This is a genomic window from Pustulibacterium marinum (assembly GCF_900116665.1).
GTDB classification, from domain to species: Bacteria; Bacteroidota; Bacteroidia; order Flavobacteriales; family Flavobacteriaceae; genus Pustulibacterium; species Pustulibacterium marinum.
In genome coordinates this window covers 1-20,824 of the sequence record NZ_FPBK01000024.1, presented here as the reverse complement: position 1 = coordinate 20,824, position 20,824 = coordinate 1, and the positions used below count along the sequence as shown (strand labels likewise).

The 20,824-nt window shown below is 38.8% G+C and carries 18 protein-coding genes; 17 read left to right on the top strand and 1 reads right to left on the bottom strand.

Annotation, left to right across the window (positions count from 1 at the left end; genetic code table 11):
* Window position 1: 1 nt before the first annotated feature.
* The 16 genes from BM383_RS18335 (at window position 2) to BM383_RS18260 (ending at window position 19,658) form a co-directional block, all read left to right on the top strand.
* A complete protein-coding gene (locus BM383_RS18335; protein WP_093026606.1) occupies window positions 2-4,435 on the top strand; it encodes a CusA/CzcA family heavy metal efflux RND transporter in 4,434 nt (1,477 codons plus the stop codon).
* A gap of 20 nt (window positions 4,436-4,455) precedes the next feature.
* Window positions 4,456-5,679: an efflux RND transporter periplasmic adaptor subunit gene (locus tag BM383_RS18330; RefSeq protein WP_177229165.1), complete on the top strand. Its 1,224-nt coding sequence runs from the start codon at window positions 4,456-4,458 to the stop codon at window positions 5,677-5,679.
* A gap of 96 nt (window positions 5,680-5,775) precedes the next feature.
* Window positions 5,776-6,114, top strand: coding sequence for a P-II family nitrogen regulator (locus tag BM383_RS18325; RefSeq protein WP_008613762.1), 339 nt, complete (start codon window positions 5,776-5,778; stop codon window positions 6,112-6,114).
* A gap of 15 nt (window positions 6,115-6,129) precedes the next feature.
* On the top strand, window positions 6,130-6,546 hold the full coding sequence (locus BM383_RS18320; RefSeq protein ID WP_027885450.1) for a Fur family transcriptional regulator: 417 nt from the start codon (window positions 6,130-6,132) through the stop codon (window positions 6,544-6,546).
* 9 nt (window positions 6,547-6,555) lie between these two features.
* Window positions 6,556-7,020, top strand: coding sequence for a Fur family transcriptional regulator (locus BM383_RS18315; protein WP_051191359.1), 465 nt, complete (start codon window positions 6,556-6,558; stop codon window positions 7,018-7,020).
* Window positions 7,017-7,376, top strand: a complete 360-nt coding sequence (locus BM383_RS18310; RefSeq protein WP_027885449.1) for a SpoIIAA family protein — start codon at window positions 7,017-7,019, stop codon at window positions 7,374-7,376. Before BM383_RS18315 ends, BM383_RS18310 begins: the two co-directional genes overlap by 4 nt.
* 4 nt (window positions 7,377-7,380) lie before the next feature.
* Window positions 7,381-9,909 carry a heavy metal translocating P-type ATPase gene (locus BM383_RS18305; protein WP_093026604.1) on the top strand — a complete coding sequence of 843 codons (2,529 nt, stop codon included), beginning with the start codon at window positions 7,381-7,383 and terminating at the stop codon, window positions 9,907-9,909.
* 35 nt (window positions 9,910-9,944) lie between these two features.
* On the top strand, window positions 9,945-10,379 hold the full coding sequence (locus BM383_RS18300) for a Fur family transcriptional regulator (protein WP_008613740.1): 435 nt from the start codon (window positions 9,945-9,947) through the stop codon (window positions 10,377-10,379).
* Window positions 10,380-10,466: 87 nt separating this feature from the next.
* Window positions 10,467-11,870: a dihydrolipoyl dehydrogenase gene (lpdA, locus tag BM383_RS18295; RefSeq protein WP_093026603.1), complete on the top strand. Its 1,404-nt coding sequence runs from the start codon at window positions 10,467-10,469 to the stop codon at window positions 11,868-11,870.
* A 128-nt stretch (window positions 11,871-11,998) separates the two neighbouring features.
* Complete coding sequence (locus BM383_RS18290) at window positions 11,999-12,280, top strand: cytochrome P450 family protein (protein ID WP_093026602.1); 282 nt, start codon at window positions 11,999-12,001, stop codon at window positions 12,278-12,280.
* A 230-nt stretch (window positions 12,281-12,510) separates the two neighbouring features.
* Window positions 12,511-13,302 carry a cation diffusion facilitator family transporter gene (locus BM383_RS18285; RefSeq protein ID WP_177229164.1) on the top strand — a complete coding sequence of 264 codons (792 nt, stop codon included), beginning with the start codon at window positions 12,511-12,513 and terminating at the stop codon, window positions 13,300-13,302.
* Window positions 13,303-13,335: 33 nt separating this feature from the next.
* Window positions 13,336-15,297 carry a heavy metal translocating P-type ATPase gene (locus BM383_RS18280; RefSeq protein WP_093026601.1) on the top strand — a complete coding sequence of 654 codons (1,962 nt, stop codon included), beginning with the start codon at window positions 13,336-13,338 and terminating at the stop codon, window positions 15,295-15,297.
* Window positions 15,298-16,064: 767 nt separating this feature from the next.
* On the top strand, window positions 16,065-16,361 hold the full coding sequence (locus BM383_RS18275; RefSeq protein ID WP_093026600.1) for a helix-turn-helix domain-containing protein: 297 nt from the start codon (window positions 16,065-16,067) through the stop codon (window positions 16,359-16,361).
* Between the two features lie 231 nt (window positions 16,362-16,592).
* The gene (locus BM383_RS18270) at window positions 16,593-17,066 is read left to right on the top strand and encodes a DUF6943 family protein (RefSeq protein ID WP_093026599.1); all 474 of its coding nucleotides are present in this window, start codon (window positions 16,593-16,595) and stop codon (window positions 17,064-17,066) included.
* Window positions 17,067-17,154: 88 nt separating this feature from the next.
* Window positions 17,155-17,796 (top strand): DUF6266 family protein, encoded by a 642-nt coding sequence (locus BM383_RS18265; protein ID WP_027885438.1) that lies wholly within the window; start codon window positions 17,155-17,157, stop codon window positions 17,794-17,796.
* A gap of 290 nt (window positions 17,797-18,086) precedes the next feature.
* Entirely contained in the window at window positions 18,087-19,658 is a 1,572-nt protein-coding gene (locus tag BM383_RS18260; protein WP_093026598.1) for an IS1182 family transposase, read from the top strand.
* 94 nt (window positions 19,659-19,752) lie between these two features.
* On the opposite strand, the gene BM383_RS18255 is transcribed toward BM383_RS18260, so the two are convergent.
* Window positions 19,753-20,241, bottom strand: coding sequence for a hypothetical protein (locus BM383_RS18255; protein ID WP_093026597.1), 489 nt, complete (start codon window positions 20,239-20,241; stop codon window positions 19,753-19,755).
* Between the two features lie 320 nt (window positions 20,242-20,561).
* Between BM383_RS18255 and BM383_RS18250 the strand changes: the two genes are divergently transcribed.
* A partial coding sequence (locus tag BM383_RS18250; RefSeq protein ID WP_143106472.1) for a hypothetical protein occupies window positions 20,562-20,824 on the top strand: 263 nt, incomplete at its 3' end.

The window sequence follows — 20,824 nt, the reverse complement described above, 5'->3', positions numbered from 1 at the left end:
TATGATTAATAAGATAATCGCATTTTCCATTAATAATAAATTTATTATTGGACTACTTACCTTAGCGCTGATAGGGACGGGTATTTGGTCCATGATGACCGTCAACCTGGGATCGGTGCCAGATATTACTAACAATCAGGTTCAGGTGATCACCCAGTCGCCAAATCTTGCCACAGAAGATATTGAACAATTTGTAACCTATCCCGTAGAACTATCTATGGGTAATTTACCAGGCGTTACAGAAATAAGATCTATCTCACGCTTTGGCCTTTCCGTAGTTACTATCGTTTTTGAAGACGATATGGGAACCTATCTTCCTCGACAGCTGGTACAGGAAAAACTAAACGAACTGGGCGAATCTATCCCTGAAAAATTTGGAAGTCCATCTATGGGTCCCATCTCTACTGGTTTAGGTCAAATCTATGAATACACTATAAAGCCAGAGGAGGGTTTTGAAAACAAGTATTCGCCTATGGAACTGCGCACCGTGCAAGATTGGGTTATCAAACGACAACTCACATTACTGGAAGGCGTGGTAGAGGTCAACTCTTATGGAGGCAGTATTAAACAGTACGAGGTCACTGTCAACCCAGATAAGTTGAATAGTTTGGGTATTAGTATTTCACAAGTGTATGAGGCTCTCGCTCGGAACAATGTGAATACAGGCGGTGCTTACATAGAAAAAAATAAAATGTCAAATTTCATAAGAGGTGAAGGTCTTATTCGCTCTTTGGAAGACATTAAAGATATTTCGATTATTAACGAGGGCAACATTCCCGTAACTATTGGAGATGTTGCAACACGCGTCCATTTTGGGAATCAGGTACGTTATGGTGCTTTTACGCAAGACGGTAAGGAAGCCGTGGGAGGAATAATAATGATGCTAAAAGGTTCAAACCCTAATGCGGTTATTCAAAATGTTAAGAATCGTATGGCAGAAATTGAAAAATCCCTGCCAGAAGGTCTCACTATCGCCCCTATCATTGATCGTAGTGAGCTAATTGCCAGAACGACCGATACCGTTAAAACCAATTTACTGGAAGGCGCCCTAATCGTAATATTTGCCCTTGTTTTATTGTTGGGTAGTTTAAGAGGTGGCATCATAACGGCCACGACCATACCGTTGTCCTTGCTTTTTGCCTTTATATTAATGAAGCAATTTAATGTATGGGCAAACTTAATGAGCTTGGGAGCTATAGACTTTGGGATTATTATAGATGGTGCCGTGATTATTATAGAAGGAACGGTGTATGAGATCCAAAAACGGATTAGGTCTGGAAAGCTAAAATTCAATCAAGGCGTAATGGATAAAGTAGCCTATGATGCCGGAACCACGATGATGGGTTCCGCATTTTTTGGACAGATTATAATTCTTATTGTATTCACGCCTATACTTTTTCTTACGGGGGTAGAAGGTAAAATGTTTAAGCCGATGGCGTACACTTTCGGTTTTGCCATGATAGGTGCTATTTTCTTATGCCTTACCTATGTCCCTATGATGTCTGCCCTATTTATGAAACCCATTCAGAATAAAAAGAACTGGTTTGGAAGGTTTGAACGCTGGCTGGAAAGGATAAGTGATAAGATAATTGGTGGAATACAAAGGGTATATATGCCTTTACTGAAAGGGGCATTAAAACTGAAGCTCATTGTTGTAGGTGCTGCTGCTGTTCTACTTGTATTAGCCGGTTTCCTTTTTTCCAGAATGGGAGGAGAATTTGTGCCTCAACTGGATGAAGGGGATATTGCAATGCAGGCTTTAATCAGACCAGGAAGTTCATTAACAGAGTCTATTGAAGTTTCCAAAAAAATAGAAAATATCCTTATAGAAAATTTTCCTGAAATTAAAACAGCAACAGCAAGAATTGGAGTAGCGGACATCCCAACAGATCCAATGCCGATGGATATAGCAGATATGTACCTGATTCTTGAAAAAGATAAGGATAATTGGACAACCGCTGAAACTAAAGAAGGACTTATAGCGCAAATCAAGGAAAAACTCAATAAAGAACTTACTGGGGTAAACCTTGTGTTTACGCAACCTGTAGAATTAAGGTTCAACGAATTATTAGAGGGGGTTAGAGAAGATATTGCGGTTAAACTATATGGAGAGGACCTGGGGGTGTTGTCGGAAAAGGTACAGGAAATGGCCAGTATTATCCAAACCGTGCCTGGTGCAGGAGACGTAAACGCGGAGCGAACATCAGGCCTCCCACAAATGACCGTTAAATTTAACCGTGATAAAATTGCGCAATATGGACTGGATATCCAAAAAGCCAATGATTACATAAGTACAGCTTTTGCAGGAGGAACAGCCGGAGTCATTTTTGAAGGAGAAAAACGATTTGATCTGGTAGTAAGATTTGATGAAGATCATAGAAAGAATATTGATGATTTGCGTGGTATGTATATCGATCTTCCAGACGGAACTCAGGTGCCTATAAAAGAAATAGCAGATATTGAGTATGTTCCGGGGCCTATGCAAATTTCAAGAGATGATACCTACAGAAGAACCTATGTGGGTGTAAACGCCCGGGGAAGGGATGTAGAGTCTGTGGTGAACGACATTCAGCAAAAATTAGATGAGGAATTAGAATTGCCACCAGGTTATTATATTACTTATGGAGGGGAGTTCGAAAACCTTCAGAGTGCCAAAGACCGATTAGTGATTGTGGTACCGATAGCCTTATTCCTGATTTTCGTGCTTCTATATTTTGCCTTAAAATCTTTTTCCCAATCTATCATGATCTATATGGCGATACCATTGGCTGCTATCGGAGGTGTTTTTGCCCTTTGGTTAAGAGGTATGCCATTTAGCATTTCCGCAGGTGTAGGCTTCATTGTTCTGTTTGGTGTTGCAGTTTTAAACGGACTGGTACTAATAAATAGATTCAATTCTTTAAAAGAAGAAGGAGTAACCAGTATAAGAGATAGAATTTTTACAGGAACCAAAGAACGAATACGACCTATTATGTTAACAGCAACAACAGATATTTTCGGTTTTTTACCAATGGCATTTTCCACATCTGCCGGTGCAGAAGTTCAACAACCACTTGCTACAGTTGTTATAGGTGGTATGCTTACGGCTACCTTGCTTACGCTGGTGGTTCTTCCTGTCCTTTATACATTTGTAGAGAAGAGACGGGAGAAAAAGGAACAGAACAAGCTTGGTTCTTCCAATTCACGATCTTTAGCTACGATTTTGATAATTGGCTTTGTTTTAGGCGGAACCTTTTCTGTAAATGCACAATCTGATGCAATGTCATCTGAATATTCACAACAGGATTCTTTACAAACTATTAGTTTGCAAGAGGCTAAAGAAATGGCAATCCAAAACTTTCCGCAATTAAAAGCTGCTCAACTTGAAATTGAAAGTGAGGAAGTATTGCGTAAAACCGCCTATGATTTTGGAAATACCCAAATCTTTACAGGAAAAGAAGAAGTAGGAAATGGCTCTGATGGGGTCTATACTCAAATTGGCGTCCAACAGCAAGGCATTGATATTTTTGGAATTGCCCCCCGGTTAAAATTGCAGAAAGAAAGGGTTGCCCTTGCTGAAAGTGCCTTAGAGTTATCTACTATTGAAATTGAACGTGAAGTAAGCAGGGCCTGGGCCTCGGTTTATACAACTAAAAGGACATTCCAGGTTTATAGAAAAATGGATTCAATTTTTGAAGATATTGAAAGGGCTGCAAGAATCAGGTATGAAACAGAGGCCACCTCCAAATTGGAATATCTTGCTACCTCCAACCAGGCGAACGAGGTTAAAATACAGCTGGAACAATCGTACCGAGATTACCTGAAATCAATACAGCGTTTAAACCTATGGTTCGTTAGTGACACAATCTATGATGTACCAGATTTGCCTGTTGAAACTTTAGACGAACCTTTAAACTTTCTGGTAGAGTCGCTTGAAAATCATCCGTTGCTACAGGTTTCGGAACAAAGGATAGATGTTGCCAAAGCGGTTACCAGAGAACGAAAATCTGAATTTTTGCCCAAATTTCAGGGTCAGTACGGTAGGCAGGAAATAGCCGGGCAATCGGGTTTCTTCCAATATCAAATAGGAATTCAAATTCCGCTGTTTTTTGGGCCGGAATTAGGCCGTACACAGGAAGCACAAGTAAATAGACAGATTGCAGAGCAAAACTTTTATCAGGATAAAATCGAACTGGAAACCGCCTATAAAAATATGCGTGAAGACTATATCAAATGGAGAAACTCATGGAATTATTATAGGGATGAAGCACTTCCTTTAGCACAGGAACAACAGGAAGGGTCAGTATTAGCATTTAAAGAGGGAGCTATAGATTATATAACTTTCCTTCAAAATATAAGGGATGCCATTAGAATTGAGGTAAATGCCTGGAGTGCTTTTAATGATTATCTCGACAGCCGTTACCAACTGGAATATTACCTTAAGAATTCAAATTAAAAACTAAGAAAGAAAACGATATGAACATAAGATCAATAAATATTTTAATGCTTGCCTTATCACTTACATTGTTTTTGGGGTGTGAAGAAAATTCTAATTCGGAAAAAGATACTCAGGAGACTAAAGCATCGGATTCTAAAGAAACAAAAGGTCACAATGAAGAAGAAGGCGGGATGCGCTCGGTACATCTTTCAGAGATGAAATTTAATAGTTTGGGAATCAAAGTAGATACCTTACCTAAGAAAGCATTATCAGGAATAGTGGAAGCCAATGGACAACTAGAAGTGCCGCCTCAATACGAAGCTACAGTTACGGCCGTCTTAGGCGGTAATATAACTTCTATAAAGGTTATTGAGGGGGATAAGGTAAATAAAGGTCAGGTGTTGGCTTATCTTTCTCACCCAAATTTAACCAGAATGCAGTCTGATTATATTAATGCATATAGTAGGATGCAATTTTTGGAAAAGGAATTTGAAAGACAGAAACGTTTATATGAAGCAGAGGTAGGATCTGGAAAATCTTTTCAACAAACCCAATCAGATTACCAGTCTGTACAAGGTGAAGTGCGGGGGTATGAATCACAGTTACGGCAGTTAAACCTAAATGCTTCCCAGGTTAGAGACGGTGAATTATATGAATATATTCCGGTAGTAAGCCCAATTGGAGGTTATATTGAAAAAGTACTGGTACAGGTAGGACAATATGTAGAACCACAAACCAGTATGTTTATGGTAGTTGATAATGAACATGTTCATGCCGATCTAATGGTTTTTGAAAAAGATATTTATAAGGTTAAAGAAGGTCAAAAAATTTCTTTTACGCTGGAATCGGTTCCTGGAAGTAATTTAACGGGAGAGATTTATTCCGTGGGAAAACAATTTGAACAAAACCCCAAAGCGGTACATGTGCATGCAGAAATCGATAATAAAGAAGATTTTCTAATTCCGGGGATGTATATAAACGGAAAAATCAGGACCGGTGAAGAAGCTGTTCCTGCCTTACCGGAAGAAGCAATAATTGAAGAAGAAGGAAATCCCTACATCTTTACGGCCCAAAAACACCAGGAAGATGGTGAAACCGAATGGGAATTGAAACCAGTGCAGGTTAGAACGGGAATAAATGAAGATGGTTGGGTTGAAATTAAACTGCTGGAGCCTCTGCCTGAAGGTACGTTGGTTGCCTATAATAATGCCTATTATCTGGTTTCTGAAATGCAGAAAAGCCAGACTTCCCATGGTCATTAAATTAAAAAAATTAGATGGATGGACTCTCTGTTAAATGTTTGTCTTAATTAAAATTCCAGAGGGTTCATCCTTAATACTAAAATTAATATTACAGCAATGAAAGAAATAAAAGCATTTATAAAACCGAAACGAGTTCAAAAAGTGATAGAATCCCTTAGTGAAAGTGGATTCAAAAGTATGACGCTTTCCCAGGGGGAAGGTACCGGGGCTTTTAAAGCAAAAGGCGCATCACCTTCTTTAGATTTCCGTGTAACAGACAGTCCGGTTGTAAAGTTAGAACTGGTATGTCAAAACGAAGAAGCACAATCAGCAATAGATATTATCCTTGAGAATGCAAAAACAACTGAACCCGGTGACGGAATAATTTATCTTTCCGATATTGAAGATGCCTTCCAGATAAAAACCGGGGAATCCATAAAGCGTTACGACCCCTAAATACTTTTATAGCAAATGGAAAAAATAGTAAAAAAGTTGGAAAGCAAAGGCATCCGCCCTACGGCAATGCGCTTGATGACCTATAGACGGCTGGCACAACTGAATGTGGCCGTTAGCTTAGGCGACCTTGGAAAGGATTTCGAAAGCTCGGAAAGGAGTACGCTTTTCCGTACTATGAAGACATTTGAAGAAAAAGGAATCGTGCATCAAATTGAGGATGGCACCGGCATCATTAAATATGCCCTGTGCGAAGACAATTGTGAATGTGAGGTGGGAAACGACCTTCACTTACATTTTCATTGCAATAGTTGCGGGGAAACCGTGTGCCTTACAGAGCACAAAATCCCTCAGATAAACCTGCCCGAAGGCTATGTGGCAGAGGATATCAATCTGGTAGTAAAGGGAATATGTGAGAAATGTAGTGGCGTTTAATTTTATGAGATGACCAAAGCCGAAGAAACACTTAGAAACAACGGGATTAGACCTACCAAAATGAGATTATTTATTTATAAATATCTCAAAAGAAAGTTTTATGCTGTAACATTAAGGGAAATAGAAACGGCTTTCGTTAAAAAAAGTAAACATACACGAGATAGAACAACAATTTATCGGAGTATAAAATTATTTCAAAAGAAAGGGATTATACATCAAATTGATGACGGTACGGCTACCGCAAAATATGCATATTCTGATAAGAATTCGCTGGATCTACACTTACACCTTCACTGTATGAATTGCAGCAAAACCTTCTGTTTGCCCAATAAAGTTCCACAGGAAAATTTACCTGACAAATACGAAATAACCGAAGTAAATTTAGTTTTGAAGGGGGCATGTGTAAAATGCCAAAAAGCAAAGAAGCTAAAATATAACATAGACCAATCTGCTCATAAAAACTTAAAACAATGATACGAATCAAAAATGTCGAAAAAAGCAATTTGATATCCGCTTCAATAAGCGGTAAGATTACTAAAGAGGATATAGAGAAAATCCATCCTTTGATACATAATATTGTCAAAAATGGAAATAAGGTGAATTTCTTTTTTGAACTAGTTAACTTTAAGGGCTACGATCTCAAAGGCTTATGGGAAGATTTAAAAGTTGATACCGCCCATATTTCAGATTATGGAAAGATGGCCTTTGTGGGTGAAAAAGAATGGCAGGAATGGGCTGCTAAAGCCACTGATTTTTTTACAAGCTCGGAAGTTAAATATTTCGACTTTACCGAAAAGGAAGAAGCTAAAAGATGGATATTAAACCAATAGGGATATGAAAAAGCTACAACTAAAAATTCCGGTATTGCTACCTCAGGTGCCAAATGAAAAAGACACTTGTGTGCAAAGGCTCATTGCTGAATTAGAGGCCAAAGAGGGTCTTGAAAAAGTACATATAGTAGATGATCAGGAAGATACGGTGCCGCAACTGTGCTTTCATTATGATCCGGACATTATCTCTATTGACCGAATTCAATCTTTGGCGGAAAATGCCGGGGCAGAAATTACAGAAAAATATGGTCATCTTCTTTTAGAGGTTGAGGGGATTAGACATACAAGGCACGCTCGTTCCATCGAGAAAAGCCTTTTGGCAATCAATGGAGTTTTGGAAGTTTCCGTTTCAGGCTCTGGAATGGTACGACTTGAATTTGATAAAAAGCAAACGAATTTTGATGAAATAAGTAAACAAATTGAAAAAGAATACCTTCAGATTCAGCGGAGTTCTTCAAACGAAAATGATTACACCAAAGCATCCAAAAAACAGGAGCGTTCAAAGAAGGAAGATACTAAAGAACAAACTTCCACAGAGGGGCACGAGCACAAAGAGGGCGAGACCCACGAGGAAGGAGAAGGGCACGCCCACGGTGGGATTTTCGGTAAAAATACGGAGCTTATTTTTTCTATTATCTGCGGCGCCCTTCTCGGGATAGGTTTCGGACTTTCCTATGTTGCATCCATCCCAGATTGGGTCAGTCTTACTTTATACATAGGTGCTTACTTTTTTGGGGGTTACTTTACGGCAAAAGAGGCCATACAGACCGTTGCCAAAGGTGGTTTTGAAATCGATTTTTTAATGTTGGTGGCCGCCATAGGTGCCGCTGTTCTGGGAGAATGGGCCGAAGGTGCACTCTTGCTGTTCCTGTTCAGCCTTGGCCACGCCCTGGAACACTATGCAATGAACAAGGCCCGAAAGTCCATAGCGGCCCTTGCCGATCTCGCACCAAAAACAGCTTTGCTCAAAAAAGATGGCAAAACCGAAGAGGTGGGTATCGAAAAATTGGGTATAGGCGATATTATCGTGGTCAAGCCGAACAGTAAAATATCTGCCGATGGCGTTGTGGTCAACGGAAAAAGCAGTGTCAACCAAGCTCCGATTACCGGGGAAAGTGTACCGGTAGATAAAGTTCCCGTAGAAGATGTTGACAAGGATTATTCGGCGCAAGATGATATCAAGGATGAAAACCGCGTTTTTGCCGGAACGATCAATGGGAACAATACTTTGGAAATTAAAGTGATCAAAGCAGCCAAAGATTCAACGCTTTCCCGATTGGTGAAACTGGTTAACGAGGCCCAGACCCAAAAATCACCTACCCAGTTGCTCACCGATAAATTTGAAAAATATTTTGTGCCGTCCGTCCTTATTTTGGTCGGGATTCTTTTGTTCGCTTTTTTAGTTATTGACGAACCCTTTAGCGCGAGCTTTTACCGGGCAATGGCGGTACTGGTAGCTGCAAGTCCCTGTGCGTTGGCAATCTCGACCCCAAGTGCTGTATTGAGTGGAGTGGCCAGAGCTGCCCGTGGCGGGGTATTAATTAAAGGAGGGCGCCCTCTGGAGGACCTGGGGGTTATTACCGCCCTCGCCTTTGATAAAACCGGAACTCTAACGGAAGGAAAGCCAAAACTTACCCAAGTGGTGCCACTTGGAAATATATCTGAAAACGAACTTCTCAAAATAGCAGTAGCTGTGGAAAGTTTGAGTGATCACCCCCTGGCCAAAGCTGTAGTTCGTGATGGAAAAGAGCGTCTGGAAGGCGAGGAAATCCCAAATGCCTCTAATTTGGAGGCAGTTCTGGGTAAAGGGATTAAAGCATCGTTTGGCAATGATAAAATCTATATAGGTAACCTCGACCTGTACGAAGGGCTTGATGAGAGTACACCTTCCGAAAAAATAGCTACGAAAGTGCGTGGTCTTGAAGGTGGTGGAAATACAACAATGCTTATACGAAAAAATGAAGAATATATAGGCATCATTGCATTAATGGATACCCCTCGTGAAGCCGCCAAGGGAACCCTCAAAAAATTAAAAGAAATCGGCATTAAACGAATGATCATGCTTACCGGAGATAACCAGAAGGTAGCAGACGCTGTAGCAGAAGAAATAGGATTGACCGATGCCTGGGGGAGCCTATTGCCGGAAGAAAAAGTGGATGCTATAAAAGAATTAAAAGAAAAGGAATCCAAGGTGGCAATGGTGGGCGATGGCGTTAATGATGCCCCTGCCATGGCAAACAGCACTGTAGGCATAGCTATGGGTGCTGCGGGAAGTGATGTAGCCTTGGAAACGGCGGATATTGCGCTAATGGCCGATAAGTTGGAAACCCTGCCCTTTGCCATAGGCTTAAGCAGGAAGGCAAAGGCGATTATCAGGCAAAACCTTTGGGTTAGCCTTGGTATTGTGGCCCTGCTTATACCTTCAACCATATTCGGCTTGGCAAATATTGGAGTGGCTGTAGTAATCCATGAAGGTTCGACGCTTCTGGTGGTTTTTAATGCGTTAAGGCTTTTGGCTTATAAAAAAGATTAGATCCGGACTTAGACTGTTTTTCGAAAGAATATAAAATGACAAAAACGGAAAAAAAATTATCGTCAAAAGGGATACGTCCCACTGAAATGAGGTTGAAAATTCACAAATACCTCAATAGGAAGACCTATGCAGTAAGTTTAAACGAAATGCAAAAAGTCTTTATCGCTAAAAGCGAAAAAAACAAAACGGCAAACAGAACTACCTTTTATCGAAACCTAAAAACTTTTGAAGATAAAGGGCTAATTCATCAGATTAATGATGGGACAGGAGTGGCAAAATTTGCAATTTCCGATAAAAAGGCCAAAGGTAAATACGGTACAGATTTACATATGCATTTTCATTGTACCGTTTGCGGAAAAACTATTTGCTTGCCGGATAGAATATCGAAACAAAACTTGCCGGACGATTATGAAATAAACGATTTGAACCTGGTATTAAAAGGGGTATGTAAAAATTGTAGTAAAAAATAATAGGTGGGAGTACCTTAAAACTGAACCCTTGCGCCCCTGGTCAGCTTAAGGTTTCCCCCACCTTATTTAATTAAAAAATTTACGAATATGGAAAAATATGATGTAACAATTATAGGCTCTGGCCCTGGCGGGTATGTAAGCGCTATACGTTGCGCCCAATTAGGATTAAAAGTAGCCATTATTGAAAGGTACAGCACGCTTGGCGGCACCTGCCTTAACGTGGGCTGTATCCCGTCAAAAGCCTGGCTTGAAGCCTCTGAGCATTATTACAAACTCAAACATCAATTCGAAAAATTTGGAATTGATGTTAAAGAGGCCAATGTAGATATCCTAAAGATGAACCAAAGGGTTCAGGATGTGGTACAGGAAATCATCAATGGCGTTGACTATCTGATGAAAAAGAACAAGGTTTCCGTATATGAAGGTCACGGTACCATCAGGGATAAAAACACGATTGAGATTAAGGGCGAAGATAAAACGGAAACCATAGCAACCGATAAAATCATCATTGCCACAGGGTCCAAACCCGCTTCACTGCCCAATATTGAAATCGATAAAAAGCGGATCATCTCTTCTACCGAAGCCCTTGCCTTAGGCCAAATTCCCGAGCATTTAATGGTCGTTGGCGGTGGCGTTATCGGTGTTGAAATAGGTTCCGTATTCGCCCGCCTGGGTTCAAAGGTTTCTATAGTAGAATATTTTGATAGCCTAATCGCCACTATGGACGGCGCACTGGGACATCAATTGCACCGTTCCCTAAGAAAACAGGGAATTGAGTTTTATTTGGAACATAAAGTGACCAATGCAACAGCAACGGACAACAAAGTTGAATTGAAAGCGGAAAACCTGTCCGATAAAAAAGAAATGAATTTAGAAGGCGACTATTGCCTTATGGCCATTGGCCGGAAACCGTACACCGCCAATTTAGGCCTTGAAAACATTGGCTTGGAAACCAATGAGAAAGGACAGGTAACGGTAAATGAGAACCTTGAAACCAATGTCAAGGGTGTATATGCCATTGGGGATGTAATCCGAGGGGCAATGCTTGCCCATAAAGCCAGTGAAGAGGGCGTTTTTGTAGCCGAAAGGATAGCAGATCAAAAGCCACATATCAATTATTCGCTTATTCCTAATATTGTTTATACCCAGCCCGAAGTGGCCGGGGTAGGCTTAACCGAAGAAGAATTGAAAGAAGCAGGAAGAAGTATTAAAACAGGCTCTTTTCCTTTTAAGGCCAACGCAAGGGCGAAAATAAGTATGGACACCGACGGCTTCATAAAAGTAATCGCAGATAAAGAAACTGATGAGATATTGGGAGTGCATATGATAGGGCCACGCATTGCAGACAGCTATACCGAAGCGGTGGTAGCGATGGAATTCAGGGCATCTGCCGAAGATGTTGCAAGGATGTCCCACGGGCACCCAACTTTTTCAGAAACCTTTAAAGAGGCCTGTCTGGCAGCCACCGAAGACAGAGCGTTGCATATTTAACGGCCTTAATTTAATTGTAAAATCGGATTAGGCAGTTTTTAATCATTTCATAAGACTTAAATCAGTTTGTATTAAGTTTAAGTTTATGGTCTAAAAAATAAAATAAATATTTTAAAAATGTAAAGAGCATGAGAACTATTCCGAAAGACAAAAACATCGATAGTAGTTTGACGCTACTTCGTGACGGCTATGAATTTATTCAGAAAAAGCGTCAAAAGCTTTGGTCCGATATTTTTAGAACCCGTTTGATGTTAAAGGAAACGATCTGCATGAGTGGAAAAGAAGCCGCGGAGGTTTTCTATGACACTGAAAAGTTTCAGCGAAAAGACGCTGCTCCTAAAAGAGTGCAAAAAACATTATTCCTCCAGAAGGGTGTCCAGACACTGAATAATTCAGCATACAGGCAATGAAATGTCTATGTCTTTGATGAAACCGGATAGCCTGCGGGGGTTCCTAAAAATTCAAAAGAGCTACTGGGAAACATACATTGGTAAATGGGAGAAAGATGAAGAGCAAAAGTGCCTTTGCCGGAGTGGTTTCAGGCAGAAGAAGTAAACCTGCTGCTAAAAGGATTTTGTAACAATTGTATCCGGATAAAGGACAACTATTATAACGAATATTAAAAATAAAAAAAGAGATAATGGAGAAAACAACATTTAAGATAACCAAAATGGATTGCCCTTCGGAAGAGCAGATGATCCGGATGAAGTTGGAATCTTATGCTCAAGTGAAATATTTGGATTTTGATATTCCCAACAGGAAATTGGAAGTATATCATGTGGATGGCATTGAAGATATACAAACATCAATAGCCGGTTTAAACCTTGGGGATTCTTTAGAGGGAACCACAGAAGCCGAACCACCCGTAATGGAAGACCAATCCAAACAAAAAAGAATCCTATGGTGGGTCTTGGGCATCAACTTTGGCTTTTTCGTTATCGAAATGACCACCGGTTGGATTTCTTCTTCGATGGGTCTTGTGGCAGACTCATTAGATATGCTGGCAGATTCCATCGTATATGCATTAAGCCTATTTGCGGTAGGCGGTGCCATTTCAAGAAAAAAGAAGGTTGCGAAATACAGCGGATACTTTCAGATGGCATTGGCAACACTTGGGTTTGCAGAGGTCTTGAGAAGGTTTTTTAGCAATACCGAAACACCCTTGTTTCAATGGATGATTATCGTTTCAATTTTCGCATTGGCAGGTAATTTGATATCGCTCTGGCTCATCAACAAGGCAAAGAGTCAAGAGGCTCATATGCAGGCAAGTGCCATTTTTACATCCAATGATATTATTGTTAATGGTGGTGTTATAGTAGCTGGGGTGCTGGTTTATTTTCTGAATAGTAAATGGCCCGATTTAGTGATTGGCGGCATCGTTTTCACTTTTGTAATGCGCGGTGCATTGAGAATATTGAAATTATCGAAGTAGTTTTTAAAATGATATCAAACTTGATTAGAACATATGAAAAAGAAAAAAATAAACTTACGTGACTTAGAACCAAAAAAACAACAAGGCGAGCACAGTCACGACGATGGCCATAACCATAGCAGCCCTGAAGAAATTTCAAATTTTAGAACCTATCTACCGGCTATTTTCAGCTTTGTGATGTTGATAGCCGGAATCGCTATTGATTACTTTGATGCGTTTCCTTTCTTCAAAGGATGGATTCGCGTAGTATGGTACACGGTAGCCTATATCCCTGTAGGTTTTCCGGTGATAAGAGAAGGCTGGAAAAGTATTAAAAATGGTGATTTTTTTACGGAATTCTTCTTAATGTCCATAGCCACTTTAGGTGCATTTGCCATTGGCGAATATCCCGAAGGTGTTGCAGTAATGCTATTTTATGCAGTAGGAGAATTATTTCAAAACGCAGCAGTTAATAGAGCAAAAGGAAATATTAAAGCCTTATTAGATGTTCGACCAAAAGAAGCTAATGTATTTCGTGATGGTGATTATATAAGTGTGTCGCCAGAAGCTGTAAATATTGGCGAGAAAATACAAATTCGAGTAGGTGAAAAAATTCCATTGGATGGTATTTTATTATCCGAAAAAGCATCTCTAAACACCGCAGCATTAACAGGCGAAAGCAAACCAGATTCTATTCAGAAAGATGCAAAGGTTTACGCAGGTAGTATCAATTTAGAAAGTGTTGTTGAAGTTGAGGTAACCAACACCTTTGAAGATAGTTCTATTGCGAGAATATTAGACTTGGTTCAAAATGCTACAGCTCGTAAGTCTAAAACAGAATTATTCATCAGACAGTTTGCTCGTATCTACACACCAATTGTAGTGTTTTTAGCTATTGGTGTAACTTTTATACCATACTTTTTTGTAGATGATTATGTGTTTAGAGATTGGTTATACAGAGCATTAATTTTCCTGGTAATATCTTGTCCTTGTGCGTTAGTGATTTCAATTCCATTAGGATATTTCGGTGGATTGGGAGCAGCTTCAAAAAATGGAATATTATTTAAAGGTGCTTCATTTTTAGATGCAATGACCAAGATAAATACTTTGGTAATGGACAAAACAGGAACCGTTACCAAAGGTGTTTTTAAAATCAAAGAAGTAAAAGCAATTGGTTGGAATGAAACCGAATTTATGCAATATTTAATGGCGATGGAAGAACAATCCACGCATCCAATTGCTAAAGCCATTTTAGAGTATAAAGCAGAAGGAGAAGATTTTGAAGCACAAGACATTTCTGAAATTGCAGGTAAAGGATTAAAAGGCATTGTAAATGGTAAAACAGTTTTAGTAGGAAATAAAGCCTTAATGACTGCGAATAATATAAATGTTCCAACGGAAACGGAATCTATTGTAGAATCGATAGTATTAGTTGCAATCGATAATCAATTTGCAGGTTATGTAGTCATAGCAGATGAATTAAAGGAAGATGCAAAAGAAACAATTACAGCATTACACAAAGTAGGCATTAAAAATATTATGATGCTTTCTGGTGATAAAGATTCCATTACTCAACAAGTCGCTAAAGAACTAAATATTGAAAATGCTAAAGGTGGTTTATTACCAGAAGATAAGTTAAACGAAGTTGAAATTTTAAAAAAGAATCCTGAAAATAAAGTAGCATTTATAGGGGATGGTATAAACGATGCGCCTGTTTTAGCAGCAAGTAACGTTGGAATTGCAATGGGTGGTTTGGGTAGTGATGTAGCTATTGAAACAGCAGACGTTATCATTCAAACCGACCAACCTTCAAAAGTTGTTAGAGCCATTAAAATAAGTCGTTCCACACGAAAAATCGTTTGGCAAAATATCATTTTAGCTTTTGGTGTTAAAGTCATTGTCTTAATTTTAGGAGCAGGTGGTTTAGCTACAATGTGGGAAGCAGTTTTTGCAGATGTAGGAGTAGCATTATTAGCAATTTTAAATGCAGTTAGATTACAACGAATGAGTTGGTAATTGTCCCCACAACCCAAAACCCAGTTTTTTCGTACCTCAAAATCCTCTGTCTTTTGTTTTGTTCCGCTATCCACCGCACTTGTAGTTTTTGGTTGCCAACCCTCACACAGCACATTGCTTATTTTATTTGCTATTATATTTTAAAAGTAGTACAATAAAAAAGCAAAGAGCTGTTGACATCCCTCACACCAAAAACTACCCCAAGCTATGTTTACATAACGGGTAGTTATAATAGCAGCCGCTACACCCACCGCATCACCAAAGCTGTAGTTATAACGCCATTATGTAAAATAGCCGCTTTTCCCACGCGCACACCCGAACTTTCAATAAAAATCTGAACTAAATTGAAACAATAGCCATTTGAAATTTTAGCTTAAAATGATGCATATTCGTTACCTCATTCAAGCTGCACAAAACCATCGTTAAGTCCAAGTATTCCTTACCTCAAGTCTTTGTTTGTTTCATTTCGTTAACAAATATAAAAGACCACTTTTCCCCACCACCCAAGTCAGCGGTTATAAAAAAATAGGTTCATAAAATGTAGTAATACGCCATAGCATATTGCTTTTTCTCGTACCTCAAAAAAACAAAAAGCTATTGCCTAAAAGTCCTGTATAAGTAGCTTGTTTAAATGCTGTTTTATCAAACAACTATTTAAAACGCTACCCATACAACCGCTTCAACCAACGCTCAAATTGGTAATAACCTATTTTTTTAAGAGTTTATGCCCCAAAAAGTGGAAATCAATTAACTAAAAAGAAAACAAGATGATTACAAAAACAATTCAAATCACAGAAGTTACAGCAGATGAATTAGCAGATACGGTAGCAGATAAATTAATGCTTAAAATTGAAAACTACCTTAAAGAATTATCTAAAAAACAAAATGATGAAATCCTAACAAGACAAGAAGTATCCGATTATTTAAAGATAAGTTTAGTAACAATACATTCCTGGAATAAACACGGCATTTTAAATCCAATTCGTATGGGCAACAGAATTTTTTATAAAAAAGAAGACATATTAGATGTTTTAGAACAACAAAAAATACATAAAAAAAGGTAGCAAATATATGTGGCTACCACAGCCAACGCGCAAGGCTATAAAGGTCACGCCCTACGGGTTTTGAAAAAAATCTCCACCCCAATATTATTTAAAAAAGAGGGTAGTATTTTTTCCAAAAACCTTGACAGCCTTATCCACGCCACAAGAACATACGGCTTTCTTTTTTTATTGTTTTTCTTTTAAAAAATTAATGGTGCGAAGCGTAGCGAAGCAATTTTAAATTGGATAGCTATGTCAACTTTTGAACTGAAAACTCACCAAATCGGAAGAACCTACTCGCAACCTCATTTTTTTATTTTGAATAAAGGGCAAAACAGCGGAAAGCCCTTAATAAATCCTTGTCCTAATTGTTTTGTGGTATCTACATCAACCGAAGAAGAAAAACAAACCCTTTACCATTTATCAATGATGTTGCAAATAGGCAGTTTTTATGCTTATTATTTAAAAGGCAGTGTTATTCCGTTTATCTCAATAGATGATTGCAGAAACACCTTAAAAAATAGTTACACATCGTTGTTAAATGATGAATTTGAGTTACAAAAGCATATTAATATAGTGTCAGCAATTTGTAAAAAAGAAGCTGAACTTCAAAAAGTAATTTCAAAAATGGCAGATTTAAAAGTGTCATACATACAAAATCTATTTTCTAAAAAGCAAAATCGGGCAACAAAGGGCAACAAAAACCAAATCAATCTATTAGCATAGTATTTGCCATATATTACTTGTGTTGGTTAAAGACCGTACCAAGTCCGTACCAACTTCGAACAAGTATTAATTTTAAATTTTATATACAATGGGTGTTATTTCACAAGGAATCCTGGGCGGTGTATCAGGTAAAGTAGGAAACGTAGTTGGTGCTTCTTGGAAAGGTATTGACTATTTGAGAATTAAGCCTTCAAATGTGGCAAATCCACGAACAGAAGGACAAGTTAACCAAAGAAACAAGTTTACTGTTACTTTGGAGTATCTTCAACCGAATTTAGGTTTTATCAAGAAAGGGTATAAATCTTATGCGGTGCAAAAAACAGAGTTTAATGCAGCAATGTCTTATGTATTGAATAATGCGATTACAGGAGCTGCACCAAACTTTACTGTAGATTATTCTTTAGCTTTATTAAGTAGAGGTAATCTATCTGGAGCATTGAACCCTGCAACAGATTTAGCAACTGCGGGACAAGTAGAATTTACTTGGGATGATAACTCTGCTGAAGGTAATGCAAATGCAACTGATAAAGCAATGATTTTAGTTTACAATCCAAGTAAAAAAGAATCAATGTATATTCTTGATGGTGCTGATAGAACTGTAGGATCTCAAATCATTACAATTCCAAGTACCTATGCAGGTGATACTGTTGAGCTTTTTATGGCATTTATTACTGCTGATGGTAGTATCGTCTCAAACAGCGTTTATTTAGGCTCTGGAACAGCTAATTAACGGTTGATGTTTAAATTATAAAACCGTTCTACACGAACGGTTTTATTTTTATCGTTTAATAAGTTCTTAATTTTATCTATTATTTCTTTCCTTTGATTAGTTCTTATAATCAAATATTTGTTGCCTTATTGTTGCCTTTTTAACTAAAACCCCTTATAAATAAGGGTTTTTTAATTTCCGTGAGGAAATTCCCAAGCAATGAACTATACACGCTGTGCCTGTTGCACAAGTTAGCAAAAAATCTCCACCCTTTTTAAGGTGCAACCGTTATTTTTTTCGTATCTTACTGTATGCAAGGCAAAAAGATCGTACAAGAAGCATTGTTTACCCAGTTTCTGCTCAGTGACCATGTACCTCAAAACAATGTGTATCGAAAATTACAGCAGGTATTACAGCTTCAATATTTATACCAACTCACCAAACCCTATTACGGCGTTAGTGGTCAAAAAAGCATTGACCCAATCGTGTTCTTTAAACTCTGTTTGGTGGGCTATTTAGAAAATATTACCTCAGATCGTAAACTCATCGAAGTATGCAGTATGCGACTCGATATTTTATTCTTTCTGGGCTATAACCTAGGCGAACCCCTACCGTGGCACTCTACCATGAGTCGTACACGCCAACTCTTCCCAGAAAGCCTCTTTGAAGAGGTTTTTACCCAAGTAGTAGGTATGTGTGTAGACAAGCAACTCGTTAGCGGACATACACAAGCCATTGACAGTGCTCCTGTAAAAGCCAATGCCTCTATGGACAGTCTGGAACTCAAAGTACCCCAACAAGAGCTGGAGGCCTATTTAGGGGAGCTACGCCACATCAGCAAACGCGATAAAGAAACCTACCGAAAAGCCAAAAACAACAAGGCTACCAAAGCACAGCAAACCCTAAGTGCCAATACCAAAGCGCTCAATGAAATCAAAAGCCGCAACAAGCGTTGGCAAAGCGAGCAAACCGAGCGTCCCGGAGCAGGCAACAAAGGCAGTAGATACACCAGCAACAAAACGCATTACAGCCCTACAGACCCAGATGCGCGTATCAGCGTAAAGCCGGGCAAAGCTCGTAAGCTTAATTACCTGAGCCAACTCACCGTAGATACAGCCAACCATGTGATTACCGATATCAAAGCCTACCATGCCGATGCCAAAGACAACCAACATTTGCAAGACATTGTCAACCGTACCCATCAACGCCTATGGAAACTTGGTCTACACTGGCAAAACTGTCTGGCCGATACCGGTTATAGCAGTGGTGAAAACTATGCTTTTTTAGAACGCAAAAGACTCAAGAGTTATATTCCACCACATGGCACCTTTAAAGGTGGACCAGATGGGTTTACCTATGAAAAGGAACATGATCACTATCGCTGTCCACAAGGAAAAAACATCCCGTTTACCAAAGTATTTTTAGATCATAAAACCCACACCAAAAAGAAAGAATACCGAGCCAGAAAACAGGTTTGTATCGATTGTCCTATACGAAGCAGTTGTCTGGGAAAAGCACAGGAAAAGAAGTTTAGTGTCACTTATTATCGAGAAGAATACCTAAGAAATATCAAACGAGTACAAAGCAAACAAGGACGCTACATGAAAGCCAAACGCTCTAGTACCGTAGAACCTGTTTTTGGCATTCTTACCCAGTTTATGGGACTGGCAAAAGTCAATACCCTAGGCATACAGCAAGCCAACAAATGCATGCTCATGGCAGCCATTGCCTATAATCTCAAAAAATACCTTAAATACACCACCAAAAAGGCCCATAGTAATCAGGGAAACACACGCCTGCTTACAATGGCCATAAAAGCCTTCCTAAAAGCCCATAATCTGCTTGTAAGCCTTCCGAAAAACCAGAAAATCCACTACCGCTAAAAACAAAAAAGTCGCTCAAAAGCGACTTGTATAACCCAACCCCTAACTTTTACCAAGGAGTTGTGCAACAGCTACCGCTGTTGTACGCAGTTTTTTATTCATTTTTTACTAAATCCTTTGCGTTTTTAATTCCGCAACCAATTACAAAAATTCGAGTTCTCCATTCATTCATTCCGCCATTAGGAATTTTGTCAGTCCAATATTCAATTCCACGTTTTTTGAGTTCAGACAGTATTTGTTCGACTTCTTGGTCAGATTTATACATTCCAATATAATTCCGATTTGCGTGTTCGTCTGATTTAATTTTTTTGAAAGCATATTCAACAGCTTCTTTTTCGGTCGCAAAGTATTCCAAAGTCTGTTTATCTCCACGTTCTGTATAGAACCATTGGAAAAGTCCTCCATTATTTTCCAATCCAAAACCCTCATAAATAGCATTTCCATTAATGCTATAATTATTCATTGGATAGCAATTTTCCTTTAGCCATTTTTCCAATTCAATTACTGTTTTTATTTCAGTTTCGGTCATTTCGTAAATTGCGTACAACTCGTTATATGAAGATAAATATACACAATATTGCATGTTATTTTCCGGATAACAGGAACTTTTATGATTATCAAAGAAAATATTTTAATAGTGATAATGCTATAATTTTGGCGTTATGGGTAAACTTCCAATTTGATAATGATAGGTTTATCAACATTATATATGGAGAGTTTTATTATAATTTAACACGCTTTATTCCCATTTAAAACCAACCACTTCCAACCTTTATTTTATTCACAAATACTACCCTTGTTGTCAAATCTTTGAGGATCCTTTGTAATTTTTGAGTACTGAAAATCATGGGATTATAAACTAAAACAATGCGTATGAAAACATGTAAATGGAAAAAGTTAGTGATGAGTTTCTGGCTTTGGTTGGTACTGATGGTGCCGGCCATGGCGCAGATAGGAGGGATAGAGGATTCGGTACAGAATATCTCAGATACGATTCGTAGTGTGTTTCCCATTATATTGGGGGTGATATTTTTAGTTGGGTTCTTGTTTAATGCCGGACATTTCTTTGGGGAGAATGCCGATTTGAAAAAGGGGATAACCAGGGTACTTGTCTTTGTACTGATTGCCGGTGCAGTGGTGGGGATCTTTACGTATCTCATTGGTAT